Origin of the sequence: Streptomyces sp. NBC_01334, assembly GCF_035983595.1 — a bacterium.
In the GTDB taxonomy this organism is placed as follows: Bacteria; Actinomycetota; Actinomycetes; order Streptomycetales; family Streptomycetaceae; genus Streptomyces; species Streptomyces coriariae.
Genome location: NZ_CP130718.1, coordinates 3,111,928 through 3,129,006, shown reverse-complemented (window position 1 = coordinate 3,129,006; position 17,079 = coordinate 3,111,928). Strand labels below are relative to the sequence as shown.

The following is a 17,079-nucleotide window of genomic DNA, read 5'->3' as shown; positions in this document are numbered from 1 at the left end:
CGATCAAGTCTGAAACTTGTTCTAGATTAGCGTCCCGTCGTAGTCTCGCGGGACAATGCAGGCAGAAGGGGGCCCGGAGTGACCGCTGAGGCCAGTCAGGCAGGGCCCCGGCACGACCTCGCCGCCGACGGCGGGAGATCGCTCGACATCGCTCTCCTCACCTACAAGGGGAACCCGTTCTGCGGGGGTCAGGGTGTCTACGTACGGCATCTCTCGCGTGAGCTCGCCCGTCTGGGTCACCGCGTCGAGGTGATCGGTTCCCAGCCCTATCCGGTGCTGGACCCGGGCCACGACGACCGTCTCACCCTCACCGAGCTGCCCAGCCTCGACCTCTACCGTCAGCCGGATCCCTTCCGCACCCCGAAGCGCGGCGAGTACCGCGACTGGGTCGACGCCCTCGAGGTCGCCACGATGTGGACCGGCGGCTTCCCCGAGCCGCTGACCTTCTCGCTGCGGGCCCGTCGCCATCTCCGCGCGCGCAGTGGTGAGTTCGACATCGTGCACGACAACCAGACCCTGGGATACGGGTTGCTGGGGGACATCGGCGCGCCCCTCGTCACGACCATCCACCACCCCATCACCGTCGACCGGCAGTTGGAGCTGGACGCGGCCGAGGGACGGCGGCGCCGGTACTCCGTGCGCCGCTGGTACGCGTTCACCCGGATGCAGAAGCGGGTCGCGCGCCGGCTGCCGTCCGTGCTCACCGTCTCCGGAACCTCCCGCCAGGAGATCGTCGACCACCTCGGTGTCCGCGACGACCGCGTCCACGTCATCCACATCGGTGCCGACACCGACCTGTTCTCGCCGAACCCCGCCGTGGCCGTCGTACCGGGCCGGATCGTGACGACGTCCAGCGCGGACGTCCCGCTCAAGGGCCTGGTCTTCCTCGTCGAGGCGCTGGCCAAGGTACGCACCGAGTACCCGCAGGCCCATCTCGTCGTCGTCGGCAAGCGCCCGCAGGAGGGGCCGGTCGCCCAGGCGATCGAGCGGTACGGCCTCGAAGGCGCCGTCGAGTTCGTCAAGGGCATCTCCGACGCCGAACTGGTCGACCTGGTCCGCTCGGCGGAGGTCGCCTGCGTGCCGTCGCTGTACGAGGGTTTCTCCCTGCCGGCCGCCGAGGCCATGGCCACGGGCACCCCGCTGCTCGCCACGACCGGCGGGGCGATCCCCGAGGTCGCCGGGCGGGACGGCGAGACCTGCCTGGCCGTGCCGCCGGGCGACTCCGGCGCGCTGGCCACCGGTCTCGGACGGCTGCTGGGCGACCCGGAGCTGCGGGCCCGGCTCGGCGCGGCCGGACGGCAGCGGGTGCTCGAGCGGTTCACCTGGGCGCGGGCCGCCGAGGGGACCGTGGCCCGGTACCGCGAGGCGATAGCCGACCGCGGTCGCCCACGGGTCGCCGAGGCTTCCGCGGCTTCCGCCGCCCCCGAAGCCGTCGAGTCCGTCGGTGCCGGGGCCGGTGCCGACACCGACGCCGTATCCGAAGCATCCGATCGCGATCGCGAAAGCAGGGCCACGTGCTGACCGTCGACTTCTCCCGGTTCCCGCTCGCCCCGGGCGACCGAGTCCTGGACCTGGGCTGCGGTGCCGGCCGGCACGCCTTCGAGTGTTACCGGCGCGGAGCGCAGGTCGTGGCCCTCGACCAGAACGCCGAGGAGATCCGCGAGGTCGCCAAGTGGTTCGCGGCGATGAAGGAGGCCGGCGAGGCCCCCGAGGGTGCCACCGCGACGGCCATGGAGGGCGACGCCCTCGCCCTGCCCTTCCCCGACGAGTCCTTCGACGTCGTGATCATCTCCGAGGTCATGGAGCACATCCCGGACGACAAGGGCGTCCTCGCCGAGATGGTGCGGGTGCTCAAGCCGGGCGGCCGGATCGCCGTCACCGTCCCGCGCTACGGCCCCGAGAAGGTCTGCTGGACCCTCTCCGACGCCTACCACGAGGTCGAGGGCGGTCACATCCGCATCTACCGGGCCGACGAGCTGCTCACGAAGATCCGCGAGGCCGGCCTGAAGCCGTACGGCACCCACCACGCCCACGCGCTGCACTCGCCGTACTGGTGGCTGAAGTGCGCCTTCGGCGTCGACAACGACAAGGCGCTGCCGGTGCGGGCGTACCACAAGCTGCTGGTCTGGGACATCATGAAGAAGCCCCTCGCCACCCGGGTCGCCGAGCAGGCGCTGAACCCGCTCATCGGCAAGAGCTTCGTGGCGTACGCGACCAAGCCGCACCTGCCGCGACTCCCCGAGCAGGCAGAGAACGCCGAGCAGGCCGAGAAGACCGGGGCGGACGCCAAGTGACCACACCCCGGACAGAACACCTCGTCCTGCCCGGGGTCCTCACCGCCGAGCAGGCCGCCGAGACCGTCACCGGCATCCTCGCCGTGCAGCGTGAGGACGGCGCGATCCCGTGGTTCCGGGGCCACCACCTCGACCCGTGGGACCACACCGAGGCCGCGATGGCGCTGGACGCGGCGGGCGAACACGAGGCCGCCGAGCGGGCGTACACCTGGCTGGCCCGGCACCAGAACGACGACGGTTCCTGGTTCGCGGCGTACGCGGACGGCGCCTTCGACGACGTCACCGACCGTGGGCGCGAGACGAACTTCGTCGCCTACATAGCCGTGGGCGTCTGGCACCACTACCTGTCCACCGGCGACGACACCTTCCTGGACCGCATGTGGCCGGCCGTCTACGCGGCCGTCGAGTACGTGCTGCGGCTCCAGCAGCCCGGCGGCCAGATCGGCTGGCGGCGCGACGACGACGGCACCCCGACGGCCGACGCGCTGCTCACCGGCTCCTCCTCCGTCCACCAGGCACTGCGCTGCGCGCTGGCCATCGCCGAGCAGCGTGAAGAGCCGCAGCCCGACTGGGAGTTGGCGGTGGGGGCACTGCGGCACGCCATCCGTCGGCACCCCGAGCGGTTCCTCGACAAGGACCGCTACTCGATGGACTGGTACTACCCGGTGCTGGGTGGCGCGTTGACCGGCACGGAGGCCAAGTCCCGGATCGAGGCCGAGTGGGAGCGGTTCGTGGTCCCGGGTCTCGGCGTGCGCTGTGTCGTCCCCAACCCGTGGGTGACGGGCGGCGAGTCGGCCGAACTCGCCCTCGCGCTGTGGGCGATGGGCGAGTCCGACCGGGCGCTGGAGATCCTTCAGTCGATCCAGCATCTGCGCGACGCGGAGTCGGGCCTGTACTGGACGGGGTTCGTGTTCGAGGACGAGGCGATCTGGCCACGGGAGCTGACCACCTGGACCGCGGGGTCGCTGCTGCTCGCCGTGGCGGCCCTCGGCGGTCACGAGGCCACCTGTGCCGTGTTCGGCGGGGAGCAGCTGCCGTCCGGGCTCGAGGCGGACTGCTGCGCCTGACCCGTTCCCGGGGTTGACCGTCCCGGAACCGACCCGTTCCCGGGGCGGACCCGCTCCTACGGTGGACTCGTTCCCGGGGCGGGTCACAGGACCCGCCCCGGGATCTGCCTTAGTGGCGGTGGACCCGGTTGGCGATCGCGTGACCGATGAACAGGTAGACGACGGCTGCCAGGCCGTAGCCCGCCACCACCCGCGCCCACGCCTCGTCGAACGTGAACAGGTCACGTGACCAGCCGGCCAGCCAGTTGGCCGCGTCATGCACGAACTGGACCAGGTCGTTGCCCCGGTTGGCGTCCAGCAGGTACATGAGGATCCACAGCCCGAGGATGACGGCCATGACGTCCGCGACCACCGCTATGACCGTTCCGGCGGAGTTGGAACCACTGCGATATCGAGACATGACTTCCGTCTGGCCCCGGAATCCCGGTTGAAACGTGGAGTGTTCGCTCTCCGTGCGCCCGTGGCTATGAGTTGAGCTCCGCCAGCACCCGGAGGGTCGTCCGGTCCGGGGCCACGACCAGCAGGTCCGTCACCGGCCCCTTGCGCCAGGACTCCAGCCGCTCGGCGACGCGTTCGCGGGGGCCGACCAGGGAGATCTCGTCGGCGAAGGCGTCCGGGACGGCCAGCACCGCCTCCTCGCGCCGCCCGGCCATGAACAGCTCCTGGATGTGCCGGGCCTCCTCCTCGTATCCCATGCGGGCCATCAGGTCGGCGTGGAAGTTGCGGGTGGCGTGGCCCATGCCGCCGATGTAGAAGCCGAGCATGGTCTTCACGGGGAGCAGACCCTCGGTGACGTCGTCACAGATCCGTGCCTGGGCGAGGGGCGCGACCCGGAAGCCCTCGGGCAGCTCCGCCACCGCCGGGCCGTACGCGTCCGGCCGGTTCGGCGACCAGTACAGCGGCAGCCAGCCGTCGGCGATACGGATCGTCTGGGCGACGTTGCGCGGACCCTCCGCGCCCAGGAGCACCGGCAGGTCGGGGCGCAGGGGGTGGGTGATGGACCTGAGCGGTCTGCCGAGGCCGGTCGCGTCCGGGCCGCGGTAGGGGTGGGAGTGGAAGCGGCCGTCCAGTTCCACCGGCGCCCGGCGGCGCAGCACCTGGCGCACCACGTCCACGTACTCCCGGGTCGCGGTCAGGGGCGACGCGGGGAACGGCCGGCCGTACCAGCCCTCCACCACCTGGGGGCCGGACAGGCCGAGCCCGAGCGTCATCCGGCCGCCGGAGAGATGGTCCAGGGTCAGGGCGTGCATCGCGGTCGTGGTGGGGGAGCGGGCCGCCATCTGCGCGACCGCCGTGCCCAGTCCGATCGTCGATGTGCGGGCGGCGATCCAGGTGAGAGCCGTGAAGGCGTCCGAGCCCCAGGACTCCGCCGTCCACACGGAGTCGTAGCCGAGCCGTTCCGCCTCGCGCGCCAGCTCCACGTGGTCGGGGGAGGGACCGCGGCCCCAGTAGCCGAGCGCCAGACCGAGCCGCATGCCCGCCTCCTGACGGTGTGTCAGACAAGGGAAGGCTGCGACTGTACGACAACGGCCCCCCGCCCGGAAGGGCGAGGGGCCGTGCGTGAAACTGTGCGGGAGCCGGGGCTCAGCCGCGCTGGATGCCGGAGGCGTCCCGGAGGACACCGCGGCGGCCGTCCTGGGTCTGGGCGACCAGACCCTGGGCGCCCTGCTCGACCGCGAGGTACCAGGTGCCCGGCGCCAGTTCGGCGATCGGCATCGGCGCGCCGTCCTCCGCGTAGAGCGGACGCGGCACCGGCACGGCGAACCAGAACGGGGAGAAGTCCCCGCCCGACGGCTGCGCCGGGCCCGGCTGGGCGCCGAACGGCGGCTGACCCGGCTGGCCCTGCTGCGGCGGACCGCCGAACGCCGACGGCTGCTGCGGGGCGCCCGGGTAGCCGTAACCGGCGGGCGGCTGCGCGCCGTACGGCTGCGGGGCGGCCGGCCTGGGCGCCGGGACGAGGGCGGCTTGGAGGGCGGGCACCAGCGGGGTGGCGACCGCGCCGGCGGCCAGCAGCAGCGCGGCGATCAGGCCCAGGATCAGACCGGAGCCCGTCTCGATGTCGGTGCTGCCGAACGTGTCGCTGAACGCACCGAGCGGGTCGATGATCGTCCAGAACGCCGTCCACGCGGCGAAGACCGTCAGCGCGACACCGAACTGCCCCAGGTCGATGCCGGCCACCTTGCGCGGCTGCGGAAGCGCGCGGGCGACGACGATCAGGGCGGCACCGATGATTCCGCCGAGATACATGCTCATTACGAGGCCGAGGTTGTCCCAGGCGTTCGGGACGTCACTGCCGGAGCCGTCGAACGTGTCCAGGAACGACGCGATGAACAGCAATACCGCTGCTCCGATCACCACGCCGTCGCCTCGAGTGAGGGAGCGGATATTCACTTCAGGTCCTTCGTCAGTCGTCTCGTCATCGGTACACGCATACACATATCGGTAGAGGCGTCGCTGTCACCATGTCGCCGTCAGGCCCCTGTGTGAAGCGCGGGGGTGGCCCCTCATCGTAGGGACGACACTATCGTCACCACGATCGCGCTGTCCGCCGGGATGAGTGCCCTGATCACTACCCGCGCAGGAAACTCACGATTCCCTCAGAGATCCCCTGCGCCGCCTTCTGCCGCCAGGCGCCACTGGTCAGCAGCGCCGCGTCATTGGTATCGCGCATGTTGCCGCACTCGATGAACACCTTGGGAACCGTTGACAGATTGAGACCGCCCAGGTCCTCACGCGTGACGAGACCGGTGCCGTCGCCGACGTAGTTGGACGGTGAAGTGCCCGTTGCCCGGGTGAAGTCGCCCGCGACGAGCTTCCCGAGGTCCTTCGACGGGGCGACGATGGCGCGGGTGTCCGCGCCGCCCTCGTGCACCGCGCCCGGCAGGATCACGTGGAAGCCGCGCTGCCCGGCCCCGGCGCCGTCGGCGTGGATCGAGACGACCGCGTCGGCGTGCGCCGCGTTCCCGATCCGGGCGCGCTCGTCGACACACGGGCCGAACGGCCGGTCCGCGTCCTGCGTCAGCCGCACCGTGGCACCCTGCTGCTGGAGCAGTGTGCGCAGCCGGTGGGCCACGTCCAGCGTGAACTCCGCCTCGCTGTAACCGGAGTTCGTGGACGTACCCGTCGTGTCGCACTCCTTGCGGTTGGTGCCGATGTCCACCTTGCGGTTGATGTCGGCGGTGTGCTGGTAGTTGGTGGGGTTGTGGCCGGGGTCGATGACGACGACCTTGCCCCGGAGCGAGGTTGCGCCGGAACCGGCCGAGGCCGGGGCGGAGGCGGTGCCCGTACCGACACCCGTCTTCCCGTCACCGCCCGAACCGCCCGAACCGCCCGCACCGTCCGAGCCGTCCGAGCCGTTCGCGGGGGAGCTGAGGACACTCGGCGCCGCCCCCGCCCCGGGCCCGTCCGTCCCGCCGCCCCCGGTCCCGCCCAGCGCGTCGTACGCCAGCCAGCCGAGCAGCGCCCCGGGCACCAGCGCGGCGAGCGCCACGGTCAGCGGGCGGCGCAGCGGCGAGCGGCGCGGCCGCGGGGGACCGAAGGGACCGAAGGGATCGGAGGGATCGGAGGGATCGAAGGGACCGGGGTTCGAGCCTGCGTACGACACGCCTGCCACCCTAACGGCCACCCCGACAAGCTCTCAGCGGGACGACGCCGGACGGATGACGGACGGATGAGGGATGGCTGATGACGGACGGCGGCCGGTCCGCTCCGCCCGGTCGGTCGGCTTCGGTCGGTCGGCTTCGGTCGGTCGGCTCCGCTCGGCTGTCAGGCGGCGGAGGGCCGGCGTGGCAGCCAGGTCAGCATCAGGGCCGCCCCCACCAGCAGCACGCCCGTCCCGGTGCGGAAGGCCAGCGCGTACCCCTCCGTCAGCGCCTCCGGTGTTCCGCGGCCCGCGGTGCGGGCGGACGCGAGCGTCGACAGCACCGCCAGGCCCAGCGCGCCGCCCATCGTGCGGGAGGTGTTGACCAGGCCGGAGACCAGACCCGCGTCGCCCGGTGCCGCGCCCGAGACGGCCAGCGAGGCGAGTGGGGTCGAGGCCAGGCCCGCGCCCAGCATCATCAGGACGCCCGGCAGCATGATCCCGGTGACGTACCCGCCGTCCGCGCTCATCGTCGACTGCCAGGCGAACCCGGTCGCCGCGAGCAGCGTGCCCAGCGTGGCCACGGTGCGTGCCCCGGCCGTCCGCATGAAACGAGGGGCGAGTTTCGAGGTGAGGACGATGGCCAGCGAGCTCGGCACGAGCGCCAGGCCGGCCTCCAGCGGGGTGTAGCCCAGGACGTTCTGCGCGTACAGCGTCATGAAGAACCACATGGAGAACATGGCCGAGCCGTTCACGAACATCGCCGCGTTCGCCGCCGACACCGCCCGCAGCCGGAACAGCCCGAGCGGCATCAACGGGTACGCCGTCCGGGCCTCGACGGCGAGGAACAGGCCGATCGACGCGAGCCCGGCGGCCAGCGGGACGAGGGTGGCCGGGGCCGTCCAGCCCTCCGCCTCCGTCCGCGAGATGCCGTACGCCAGCGTGGCGAGGCCGGCCGTGATCAGCAGTGCGCCCGGCAGGTCCGGTCGGCGGCCGTCCCCGGCCCGGCTCTCGGGCAACCACCACAGCGAGCCGGCCAGCAACAGCACACCGACCGGCACGTTGATCAGCAGGACCCAGCGCCAGGACATGAGGTCCACCAGTGCCCCGCCGACGAGCCCGCCCGCGGCCCCGCCACCCGCGCCGACCGCCGTCCACGTGGCGATGGCCCGCGCCCGTGCGGCGCCCTCCGGCACGGCGGAGGTGACGATCGTCAGCGTCGCGGGCGCGAGGATCGCCGCGCCCAGACCCTGCACGGCCCGCGCGAGCAGCAGTTGCCGGCCGTCCAGCGCCAGGCCGCCGGCCAGCGAGGCCAGCGTGAACAGGGCGAGGCCGGTGAGGAACATCCGCTTGCGGCCGTAGAGGTCGCCCGCCCGGCCGCCGAGCAGCATGAACCCGGCGAAGGCGATCGAGTACGCGTTCACCACCCAGTGCAGGCCCGAGGCGCTCATTCCGAGATCTGCCCGGATCGACGGCAGCGCCACGTTCACCACGGACACGTCGAGCACGACGAGGAACTGTCCGGCGCAGGCGAGTGCCACGAGCAGCCAGGCGGGAGGGGCGGGACGGAGGGATCTCCGAGAGCGGGTGGTGGCGGTTTCCAGCATGGGCGTCATGGTCTCAACGCGGTTGCGCCCCTTGCATCGGGATTTCGACCTAGGGCGCGGGTGGGAGGTCGCCCCGGGAGGTCGGAGGCTCAGGAGGCTCAGGAGGCGGTGAAGTCGGCGATGTGGTCGGTGGCCCAGGCGGTGAAGGGGCGGGCGGGGTGGCCGGTGAGTTCCTCGACGGTGCGGGTGAGGGCGACGGGCCTGCCGTCCGTGGACTCCCACCACGCGAGGAGCGCGTCGGCGTAGACGGCGGGGATGTGCCCGTCGGTCTCCGCCTTCCACTCCTCGGCGGTGACGTGCTTGACCGCGATGGCGCGGCCGGTGACGGCGGCGAGCCGGTCGATCTGCTCGGCGAAGGTCAGCGACTCGGGTCCGGTGAGGGTGAACCGGCCGCCGCGGTGCCGGGGGTCGGTGAGGACGGCGTGGGCGGCCTCGGCCAGGTCCGTCTCGTGGAGGGGGTCGGTGTGGGCGCCGGGGAAGGGCAGGCTGACGGGCAGTCCGGCCTTGACGGGCCAGGCCCAGGACGCGGCGTTGGAGGCGAAGGAGCCCGGTCGCAGGAGGGTGGTGGCGATCGGGGAGGCGAGCAGTGCCCGCTCCACGGCCAGATGGGAACCGGCCAGGGGGTCGTCCTTCGGCTCGGAGTCGAGCACGCCCAGGACGCTCGAGCTGGACAGCACCACGACATGGGTGACGCCGGCGCGGTGTGCCTGTTCGGCGAACTCGGTGACGTGGTCGGGGCTCGCGTAGAGGAAGACGGAGGTGACGCCGGCCAGGGCGGCGGGGAAGGTCGCCGGGTCGGTGAGGTCGAGGGTGACGGCCTCGACGCCGGGAGGCGGGGTGAGGTCGCCGCGGGCGGCCGACCCGACCCGCACGGGTATGCCGTCGGCGCGCAGAAGGGCGAGCAGCCGGGTGGCGACCGCGCCGCGGCCTCCGGTGATCAGGATCATGACGGTTCCTTTTCCGAGTGATGCGAACAGCGAGTGATGCGAACAGCGAGTGATGCGAACAGTGTTCGTGGCGAACGATGTTCGTGCAGTCGTAGCCGCGACACTAGGGAACGAACGCTGTTCGTGTCAAACGTTGTTCGTCACGGTCGACGTTCGTCACGGTCCACGTTCGTGGCGACCGGCGTTCGTGGCGTCGCCCTCTCCCCGTTACCCTCTCCCCGTGACCCCCGAGCCGATCAGCCGCCGCGCGCGGCCCGCCAAGGCCCCCCTCAGCCGCGAGGCGATCGTGCGTGCCGGGCTGGCCATCCTCGACCGCGACGGGCTGGACGCGCTGACCATGCGCCGCGTCGCCAAGGAGCTCGACACGGGGCCGGCCTCGCTCTACGTCTACGTCGCCAACCGCGACGACCTGATGGCCGCGATGCTGGACGAGGCGCTCGCCCGGGTTCCGCTCGCCGCGGAGGGCACCTGGCGGGAGCAGCTGCACGCGCTGGTCGCGGCGACGGTCGAGGCCATGAGTCGGCACGAGGGGCTGGCCGCCGTCGCGCTCGGCGCGATCCCCACCGGGGCCAACGCCCTGCTCGTCCTCGACCGTATGCTCGCGCTGCTCAAGCAGGGCGGCCTCGACGACATCACCGCCGCCTGGGCCGTCGACCTGCTGCATCTCCACAGCGCCGCGGCCGCCGCCGAGCAGAGCGCCTACCTCACCAAGGGGGGCAAGGAGGAGACCGTCGTGGCGGACGCAGACCGCCACTACGCGGCCCTGCCCGCCGACCGATACCCGATGATCACCGCGCTGCGGCCGGCCCTGTTCTCGCCCGGCGACCGTGACACCTGGGGCCTGGACGTGCTGCTCAGCGGCATCCTCCAGACCCCCGCCGGCTGAGACGCGGCACCGGACCCCTGGTCGGTCCCCGGCCGTCGCTTCCGCGGGAGATCTTCAGGGAGCCTCGGGAGGACCTTCCGGGAACCTTCTCCGAGGGAACCCGCAGGGGAACCTTCAAGAGAAGATAAAGAAATCGTTAGTACGCCGAAGCATCGGAATAGTTGCCCATGCATACAGGTTCGGTCTCCATGTATCCCTGACGCACCGCCCCCGGAGGCCCCACCTCATGACGCACACGACGACCGGCCGGCCCACCCGCGAAGCGAGCGGAGCCGTCGTCCCCGTGCTCGCCTTCGCGGGCATCGTGGTCGCGGTGATGCAGACCCTGCTCGTCCCGGTCATCAAGGACCTGCCCCAGCTGCTGGACACCGCGCCGAGCAACGCCACCTGGGTCCTGACCTCGACGCTGCTGTCCGGCGCCGTGGCCACTCCGATCATGGGCCGCCTCGGCGACCTGTACGGCAAGCGGCGCATGCTGATCGCCAGCCTCGCGGTGATGGTCGTCGGCGCGCTGGTCAGCGCCCTCACCAGCGACCTGATCACGATGATCGCCGGCCGCACCCTCCAGGGCTTCGCGATGGGCGCGATCCCGCTCGGCATCGGCCTGATGCGGGACATGCTGCCGCGCGAGAAGCTCGGCTCGGCGATGGCCCTGATGAGCTCCTCGATCGGCGTCGGCGGCGGCCTCGCCCTGCCGCTCGCGGCCCTGATCGCCCAGCACGCCGACTGGCACGCCCTGTTCTACGGCGCCGCCGGCCTCGGAGCCCTCGCCATCGCCCTCACCCTCCTCGTCGTCCCCGAGTCCCCGGCCCGCGCCGAGGGCACCTTCGACGTGGCCGGCGCGATCGGCCTCTCCACCGGTCTGGTGCTCTTCCTGCTGCCGATCACCAAGGGCAGTGACTGGGGCTGGACCTCCGGCACCACCCTCGGCCTCTTCGCAGCCGCGGCCGTCGTCCTCGTCCTGTGGGGCGTGATGGAGCTGCGGCTGAAGGCCCCGCTCGTCGACCTGCGCACCACGGCCCGACCGGCCGTCCTCTTCACCAACCTGGCCTCGATCATGGTCGGCGTCTCGTTCTACGTCGTCTCCCTGGTCCTGCCGCAGCTGCTCCAGCTGCCGAAGGCCACCGGCTACGGCCTCGGCCAGTCGATGGTCACCGCCGGTCTGCTCGTCGCGCCGCTCGGCCTGACGATGATGTTCACCGCGCCCGTCTATGCCAGGCTGTCCGCCAAGTACGGCCCCAAGTTCACCCTGATCCTCGGCATGCTGATCATCGCGATCGGCTACGGCGCCGGCCTCGGCCTGATGAGCGCCGCCTGGCAGAGCCTCGTCATCGCCGTCGTCCTCGGCGCCGGCATCGGCCTCGCGTACTCCTCCCTGCCCGCGCTGATCGTCGGCGCGGTCCCCGCCTCGGAGACCGGCGCGGCCAACGGCCTCAACACCCTGATGCGGTCCATCGGCACCTCGGTGTCCAGCGCCGTCATCGGCATGGTGCTGGCCAACACCGCGAACAACGTCGGCGGCGTCGCCGTACCGACCATGCACGGCTTCCGCGTCTCCTTCCTGATCGCCACCGCCGCCGTCGCGGTCGGCCTGCTCCTCGCCCTCTTCCTGCCCAGGCAGCAGCGTCCGTCGGCCGTGCCGCAGCTGCGCGCCAGCAGCGAGGAGGAAGCCAACCTGAAGCACGCCGAGGAGGTCCTGCGGGGCTTCCGCGGCCGGGTCCTGGACGCCGACGGCGTCCCGGTCGCCCGTGCCAAGGTCACGCTCATCGACCGCCGCGGCCGCCAGGCCGGCGCCACCCTGTCGCAGGAGGACGGCAGCTACGCCCTCGCCGTCCCGGCCCGGGGCGCCTACGTCCTCGCCGCCAAGGCCACCGGCCACGGCCCGCTGGCCAGCTCCGCGACCCACGCGGGCGACGAGCGTCCGGTCGACCTGGACCTGGCCCTGCCCGGCGAGACGGTCAGCGCCTGACCCCACCGGCCCCGCGCGCCCCTCGGCCCGTCGTTTCCGCACCCCCTGTCGCCTCGGCGGCGGGGGGTGCGGCAGCATGGGCGGCCATACGCACGGAGCTCCCGCACGTACGCACCACCGACCACCACCGCACGTACCACCACGCACGGACCCCGGAGGACCCCCTATGCCCGCGGCACCCAAGCCCGAGATCCTGGCCGCGTTCGAGGCGGCGAAGGGGTTCATGCCGGTCGACGAGGGTCTCGCCCTGTACGCGGCCGCCGTCGAGGCGGGTGCGCTCGGGCTGCCGTTGCTCGAGGTCGGCACCTACTGCGGGCGCTCCACGATCCTGCTCGCGGACGCGGCCCGGCAGACCGGGGTCAGCGCGCTCACGCTCGACCACCACCGGGGCAGCGAGGAGCAGCAGCCCGGCTGGGAGTACCACGACCCGGAGACCGTCGACCCCGAGGTCGGCCTGATGGACACCCTGCCCACCTTCCGCCGGACCCTGCACCGCGCGGGCCTGGAGGAGCATGTGGTCGCCCTGGTCGGACGTTCGCCGCGCATCGCCGCGTTCTGGAACTCGCCCCTCGGTCTCGTCTTCGTCGACGGCGGCCACACCGACGAGCACGCCACCTCCGACTACGAGGGCTGGGCACCGCATGTCGCCGAGGGCGGGCTCCTCGTCATCCACGACGTGTTCCCCGACCCGGTCGACGAGTTCACCGGCCAGGCCCCCTACCGCGTCTACCTCCGCGCGCTGGCCTCCGGCGCCTTCACCGAGGTCTCGGACACCGGCTCGCTGCGCGTGCTGCGACGCACGGGCGCGGGCATCTAGGACGCGGTCACGACGGTTTCGCGTTGCGGCGGGGCCGACGGAGGTACGCCGCTGCCAGGACGGTGAGGACCAGGGCGCCCGCGGTCCAGACCCAGGGGTGACTGGAGACCCGGTAGGGCGAGGCGGGCGAGGCGTCGAGCGGGATGACGGCGACGTCGTTGGCCGGGGTGCGGTCGAACGGGTTGTACGTGCGGATGGTGCCCTCGGCCCCCTGGACCTGACGGTCGATGCGGATGTGGAAGTCGATCGCGGTGGTGCCCCCTTCGTGCCGCGCTTCGTAGAGGCCGTCGTGGCCGATCTCGCAGACGAACGCCCCGCCGGGCTTCTCCGGTCGCGCGCAGGCCCACTTCCCTTCGTCCCCCTCGAAGACGTACGGGATCGAGGTGACCGTGGTGCCCTTGGGCGGGACCACCTCGAAGCGGCCCTGGTCCTCTTCGCCCCGCACCCGGCCGGGACCGAGGTCCTCCAGCCCGAGCCGCACCTTCACCGTGTCACCGACCCGGCCCCGCACGGTCGCGCTGACCGGACGGTAGTCGACCTGCACGGTGGTGGTGATCCCGAGCCTGCCGTGAGTGTCGTCGAAGTGCTGGGGGGCCGTGCGGACCAGGGTGAGCGGGGAGCCGGTGCCGCGCACGGTGTGGTCGGCGGGGCGGGACGGCGGTGACGACCAGGTGTAGGTCACCTCGCCGCTCAGTCTCCCGGGCGGCGTGAGCGTGTAGACCAGCGGCGCGCCGGTGCGGTAGGCGGCGCCCGCCGCAGCCTTCGTGGGGAAGGTGCACCAGGCGGAGGTGGGCGCGGGGCCCGCGTAGAAGCAGTTGCTGTGCAGGGCGGTCAGCGTCACCCCCTCCGACACGTTGACCTGGAGGGCGACGCCCGCCTTCGTGGGGAAGCGGGTGTTGTTGGCCAACCGTGCCGTCACGTTCGCGGACTTGCCGGGTGCCAGCCCGCTCACGCCCTTCTCCTGCCCTGGCGCGGTCAGCGTCGGACCGCCGACGGTCATCCGGGTGGTGCCGGTGACGGTGGGCGCGTTGTCGGCGGTCGCGGTGTACGTCACCGTCCCGCTGTCGCCCGGCTCGACGCCGTCCACCCCGAGGAGGGCGAGGGGGTTGTAGCTCTCGCCGTCGCCGTTCTGCAGGTCGCCGTATTCGCAGGTGTAGATCGGGCCCTCGGCCTTGCACATGCCCCCTTCACCGAGCCGGGCGACGCCTCCCAGGCCCGACGCGTCCACGACGACCCGGACATTGCGGGCCGGTTCGCCGCCCTTGCTCCGCTCGACGAAGACGGGGACGGGGAAGCCGTTGTTCGAAGCCGCGGCCCCCTGGTCGGCGTTGTACATGACGTACGTCTCCGGCGTCTCGAACCGCATCACGACCTGCTCGGAGCCGTCGGCGGCGGCCGGTGTCACCGCCGTGGCGAACAGTGCCGCGACACTCGCCGCCAGCGCGGCCGGACGCCTGAGGATCCGTATCGGTAAAGACATGCGGGCACTATGCCAGCGCCGGTCCTGATCTCTGCGGCCACCCCTCGCAACCGGCCGCCACCGCAGGCGCCTTCACGTCCGGCTCGGCAGGGCCTGTGCGTCCGGTCCTCACAGCCAGCCCTGCTGCCGAGCCTCCCGCATCGCCTCCATGCGGTTGCGGGTGCCCGTCTTCCCGATCGCGGAGGACAGGTAGTTGCGGACCGTGGACTCCGAGAGGTGCAGCCTGGCGGCGATGTCGGAGACGGTCGCGCCGTCCACCGAGGCCTTCAGGACGTCGCACTCGCGGGCGGTGAGCGGGTTCGGGCCGGCGCTCAGCGCGGCGGTGGCCAGCGCCGGGTCCACGACCGTCTCGCCGGCCAGCACCCGGCGGATCGCCGCCGCCAGCTCCTCCACCGGGCCGTCCTTGACCAGGAACCCCGAGGCCCCGGCCTCCATGGCCCGGCGCAGATAGCCGGGCCGGCCGAACGTGGTCAGGATCAGCACCCGGCAGCCGGGCGCCTGGTCGCGCAGCTCGGCGGCCGCGTCCAGACCGCTGATGCCGGGGAGTTCGATGTCGAGGAGCGCGACGTCCGGGCGGTGGAGGAGCGCCGCGTCCACGATCGCGTCCCCGGTGCCCACCTGCGCGACGACCTCGATGTCGGCCTCCAGCCCCAGCAGCAGGGCCAGCGCCCCGCGCATCATCCCCTGGTCCTCCGCGAGCAGCACCCTGATGGACTTGGCGGGGCGGTGGTCGTCGGGCATCTCGTTCACGGGCCAACCCGGCATCTCGGTCACGGGCCCAGGTTAGGGCCGGCGGCCACGGACGGCACGGTGTCCGCGGGATGCGCGGAGGCGGCGGGCTGCGCGGCCGCGGGGGACCGTATCCCTTCGGGTTCGGTGGCGTGGTCGGTGGCGGCACCGGTATCGGTGCTGGTGCTGGTCCCGTTCCTGGTGCCGTTGGCGGTCCCGGTCCTGGCGATGGTCGGGTATCGGTCCCGGTGTCGGCCCTCGCGATGGCGTCCGTATCAGTCCTGACGGAGGTGCCGCCGGCGGTCCCCGTCCCCGTCCCCGTCCCGGCGATGGTGCCGGAGCCCGGGTGTGACATCGGGATTTCGACCGGCAGTTCCGCCGTGACCGTGAAGCCGCCGCGTGGTCCCGGGCCCGCCGTCAGGGTGCCGCCCGCCGCCGCCAGGCGCTCGCGCAGGCCGGTGAGTCCTGTGCCGCCGCCCGGCGCGCAACAGCTGTCGCCGCCCGTTTCGCCGTCGTCGCTGCTGCTGCCTTCTCCGCTGCTGCCGTCGTCCGTCACCGTCAGCCGGACCCGCTCCGGCGTGCCCGAGACCGTGATCCCGCAGTGGCTCGCGTCGCTGTGCCGGACGACGTTGGTGACCGCCTCGCGCACCACCCAGCCGAGCAGGGCCGCGGTCCTCGGATCCGGCGGCGGCCCCGACCGGCTCACCGACGGTTCGACGCCCGCCGCCGTCAGGGCCGAGCGGGCCCGGTCCAGCTCGCCGGCCAGACTGCCCTCGCGGTAGCCGGTGACCGCCTCGCGGATCTCGGTCAGCGCCTGCCGGCCCACCGCCTCGATGTCGGTGACCTGGGAGAGAGCCGCGTCCATGTCGCGCGGCGCCAGCCGCCGGGCCGCCTCCGACTTCACCACGATCACCGACAGGGTGTGGCCGAGCAGGTCGTGCAGATCGCGGGAGAAGCGCAGCCGCTCCTCCTCCACCGCCCGGCGGGCGAGCTCCTCACGGGCGGCGCGCAACTCCCGTACGGCCTCGGAGAGGGAGAGGATCGCGGCCGTCACCATCGTCGAGATCCAGGTGGCGTAGGCGATGGTGAGGCCGTCCCAGCCGTCGCGGACGCAGGCGACCGCGCCCGCCAGGACGGCGACGGCGGTACCGATGGTCCGCAGCTGGGGGCCGCGCAGTACCGCGCCCGTCGCGAGGCCGAACAGCGGGAGGAAGAGCAGCCAGCTGCCGCCGTAGCCGAGGGCGAGCCCGCAGGTCACGAGGCCCAGCAGTACCAGCGCCACCCGTGTGGAGGTCGCCTCGCGGGCCTCCTTCACGAAGGCGCGGAAAGCGACGTAGATGTAGAGCGAGTTGAACGCCAGCAGGCCCAGGCTGCCGATCCACGGGTTGGCGTCCCCCTGGAAGAGGTTGGAGAACGCGCCCATCCCCATCAGCAGCCACGGCAGCAGTGTGAAGCCGCTGGCCGGCGGACCCGGGTCCTCGGGAATCCGCCCGTCCCGGCGGGCGCTGCGGTACTCGGCCTTGAAGCGCTCCTTGTCCGCTCTCCAGTGCCGCCGGCGCTCCCGTGCCGTACGGAACGCCGAGCGCCAGGCGTCCCGGCGGCAGGCCGCCGCACGGCGCCCGTCCTCGAATGACCTGGTCATATGTCCGTCCCCCGTTCCTGCGTCTTCCACGGTCGTGTGCCTGTCTTCGACGCTACGGTTC

General features: G+C 72.4%; 14 protein-coding genes and 1 pseudogene. 6 read left to right on the top strand and 9 right to left on the bottom strand.

Going from position 1 to position 17,079, the window contains the following annotated elements; genetic code table 11:
* The first annotated feature begins 78 nt into the window (after positions 1 to 78).
* From OG736_RS14170 to OG736_RS14160, 3 genes are read left to right on the top strand one after another with little or no spacing between them, the layout of a single operon-like run.
* Positions 79 to 1,521, top strand: a complete 1,443-nt coding sequence (locus tag OG736_RS14170) for a glycosyltransferase family 4 protein (protein ID WP_327182758.1) — start codon at positions 79 to 81, stop codon at positions 1,519 to 1,521.
* A complete protein-coding gene (locus OG736_RS14165) occupies positions 1,515 to 2,294 on the top strand; it encodes a class I SAM-dependent methyltransferase (protein WP_327182757.1) in 780 nt (259 codons plus the stop codon). Before OG736_RS14170 ends, OG736_RS14165 begins: the two co-directional genes overlap by 7 nt.
* The gene (locus OG736_RS14160; RefSeq protein WP_327182756.1) at positions 2,291 to 3,361 is read left to right on the top strand and encodes a prenyltransferase/squalene oxidase repeat-containing protein; all 1,071 of its coding nucleotides are present in this window, start codon (positions 2,291 to 2,293) and stop codon (positions 3,359 to 3,361) included. The genes OG736_RS14165 and OG736_RS14160 overlap by 4 nt, the downstream gene beginning before the upstream one ends.
* A 109-nt stretch (positions 3,362 to 3,470) precedes the next feature.
* Here the strand turns inward: OG736_RS14160 and OG736_RS14155 are convergent, their stop codons facing one another.
* From OG736_RS14155 to OG736_RS14130, 6 genes are all read right to left on the bottom strand, one after another.
* The gene (locus OG736_RS14155) at positions 3,471 to 3,761 is read right to left on the bottom strand and encodes a hypothetical protein (RefSeq protein WP_054238057.1); all 291 of its coding nucleotides are present in this window, start codon (positions 3,759 to 3,761) and stop codon (positions 3,471 to 3,473) included.
* Positions 3,762 to 3,825: 64 nt separating this feature from the next.
* Positions 3,826 to 4,836 (bottom strand): LLM class F420-dependent oxidoreductase, encoded by a 1,011-nt coding sequence (locus tag OG736_RS14150; protein ID WP_327182755.1) that lies wholly within the window; start codon positions 4,834 to 4,836, stop codon positions 3,826 to 3,828.
* A gap of 109 nt (positions 4,837 to 4,945) precedes the next feature.
* On the bottom strand, positions 4,946 to 5,752 hold the full coding sequence (locus tag OG736_RS14145; protein WP_082412493.1) for a DUF5336 domain-containing protein: 807 nt from the start codon (positions 5,750 to 5,752) through the stop codon (positions 4,946 to 4,948).
* Positions 5,753 to 5,930: 178 nt separating this feature from the next.
* Positions 5,931 to 6,965 carry an N-acetylmuramoyl-L-alanine amidase gene (locus OG736_RS14140; protein WP_327182754.1) on the bottom strand — a complete coding sequence of 345 codons (1,035 nt, stop codon included), beginning with the start codon at positions 6,963 to 6,965 and terminating at the stop codon, positions 5,931 to 5,933.
* A gap of 161 nt (positions 6,966 to 7,126) precedes the next feature.
* The gene (locus OG736_RS14135; RefSeq protein ID WP_442817032.1) at positions 7,127 to 8,557 is read right to left on the bottom strand and encodes a DHA2 family efflux MFS transporter permease subunit; all 1,431 of its coding nucleotides are present in this window, start codon (positions 8,555 to 8,557) and stop codon (positions 7,127 to 7,129) included.
* Positions 8,558 to 8,646: 89 nt separating this feature from the next.
* The gene (locus OG736_RS14130) at positions 8,647 to 9,495 is read right to left on the bottom strand and encodes an NAD(P)H-binding protein (protein WP_327182752.1); all 849 of its coding nucleotides are present in this window, start codon (positions 9,493 to 9,495) and stop codon (positions 8,647 to 8,649) included.
* A 220-nt stretch (positions 9,496 to 9,715) separates the two neighbouring features.
* On the opposite strand from OG736_RS14130, the gene OG736_RS14125 reads away from it, so the two are divergent.
* The 3 genes from OG736_RS14125 to OG736_RS14115 all read left to right on the top strand — a co-directional run bounded on the left by OG736_RS14125 (position 9,716) and on the right by OG736_RS14115 (position 13,167).
* A complete protein-coding gene (locus OG736_RS14125) occupies positions 9,716 to 10,381 on the top strand; it encodes a TetR/AcrR family transcriptional regulator (protein WP_327182751.1) in 666 nt (221 codons plus the stop codon).
* Between the two features lie 226 nt (positions 10,382 to 10,607).
* Positions 10,608 to 12,350 (top strand): MFS transporter, encoded by a 1,743-nt coding sequence (locus tag OG736_RS14120; protein ID WP_327182750.1) that lies wholly within the window; start codon positions 10,608 to 10,610, stop codon positions 12,348 to 12,350.
* A 166-nt stretch (positions 12,351 to 12,516) separates the two neighbouring features.
* Positions 12,517 to 13,167, top strand: coding sequence for a class I SAM-dependent methyltransferase (locus OG736_RS14115; RefSeq protein ID WP_327182749.1), 651 nt, complete (start codon positions 12,517 to 12,519; stop codon positions 13,165 to 13,167).
* Between the two features lie 7 nt (positions 13,168 to 13,174).
* On the opposite strand, the gene OG736_RS14110 is transcribed toward OG736_RS14115, so the two are convergent.
* From OG736_RS14110 to OG736_RS14100, 3 genes and pseudogenes are all read right to left on the bottom strand, one after another.
* Complete coding sequence (locus OG736_RS14110; RefSeq protein ID WP_327182748.1) at positions 13,175 to 14,647, bottom strand: hypothetical protein; 1,473 nt, start codon at positions 14,645 to 14,647, stop codon at positions 13,175 to 13,177.
* A gap of 108 nt (positions 14,648 to 14,755) precedes the next feature.
* Positions 14,756 to 15,388 carry a response regulator transcription factor gene (locus OG736_RS14105; protein WP_037734325.1) on the bottom strand — a complete coding sequence of 211 codons (633 nt, stop codon included), beginning with the start codon at positions 15,386 to 15,388 and terminating at the stop codon, positions 14,756 to 14,758.
* Positions 15,389 to 15,737: 349 nt separating this feature from the next.
* Positions 15,738 to 17,018: pseudogene (locus OG736_RS14100) on the bottom strand (sensor histidine kinase); the annotation flags it as partial.
* Between the last annotated feature and the right edge of the window lie 61 nt (positions 17,019 to 17,079).

Excerpts from the sequence above, each read along its gene's own strand:
- OG736_RS14155 (WP_054238057.1), bottom strand. The coding sequence starts at position 3,761 with ATGTCTCGATATCGCAGTGGTTCCAACTCCGCCGGAACGGTCATAGCG.
- OG736_RS14150 (WP_327182755.1), bottom strand. The coding sequence starts at position 4,836 with ATGCGGCTCGGTCTGGCGCTCGGCTACTGGGGCCGCGGTCCCTCCCCC.
- OG736_RS14135 (WP_442817032.1), bottom strand. The coding sequence starts at position 8,557 with ATGACGCCCATGCTGGAAACCGCCACCACCCGCTCTCGGAGATCCCTC.
- OG736_RS14130 (WP_327182752.1), bottom strand. The coding sequence starts at position 9,495 with ATGATCCTGATCACCGGAGGCCGCGGCGCGGTCGCCACCCGGCTGCTC.
- OG736_RS14120 (WP_327182750.1), top strand. The coding sequence starts at position 10,608 with ATGACGCACACGACGACCGGCCGGCCCACCCGCGAAGCGAGCGGAGCC.
- OG736_RS14115 (WP_327182749.1), top strand. The coding sequence starts at position 12,517 with ATGCCCGCGGCACCCAAGCCCGAGATCCTGGCCGCGTTCGAGGCGGCG.
- OG736_RS14110 (WP_327182748.1), bottom strand. The coding sequence starts at position 14,647 with ATGTCTTTACCGATACGGATCCTCAGGCGTCCGGCCGCGCTGGCGGCG.
- OG736_RS14105 (WP_037734325.1), bottom strand. The coding sequence starts at position 15,388 with ATGCCCGACGACCACCGCCCCGCCAAGTCCATCAGGGTGCTGCTCGCG.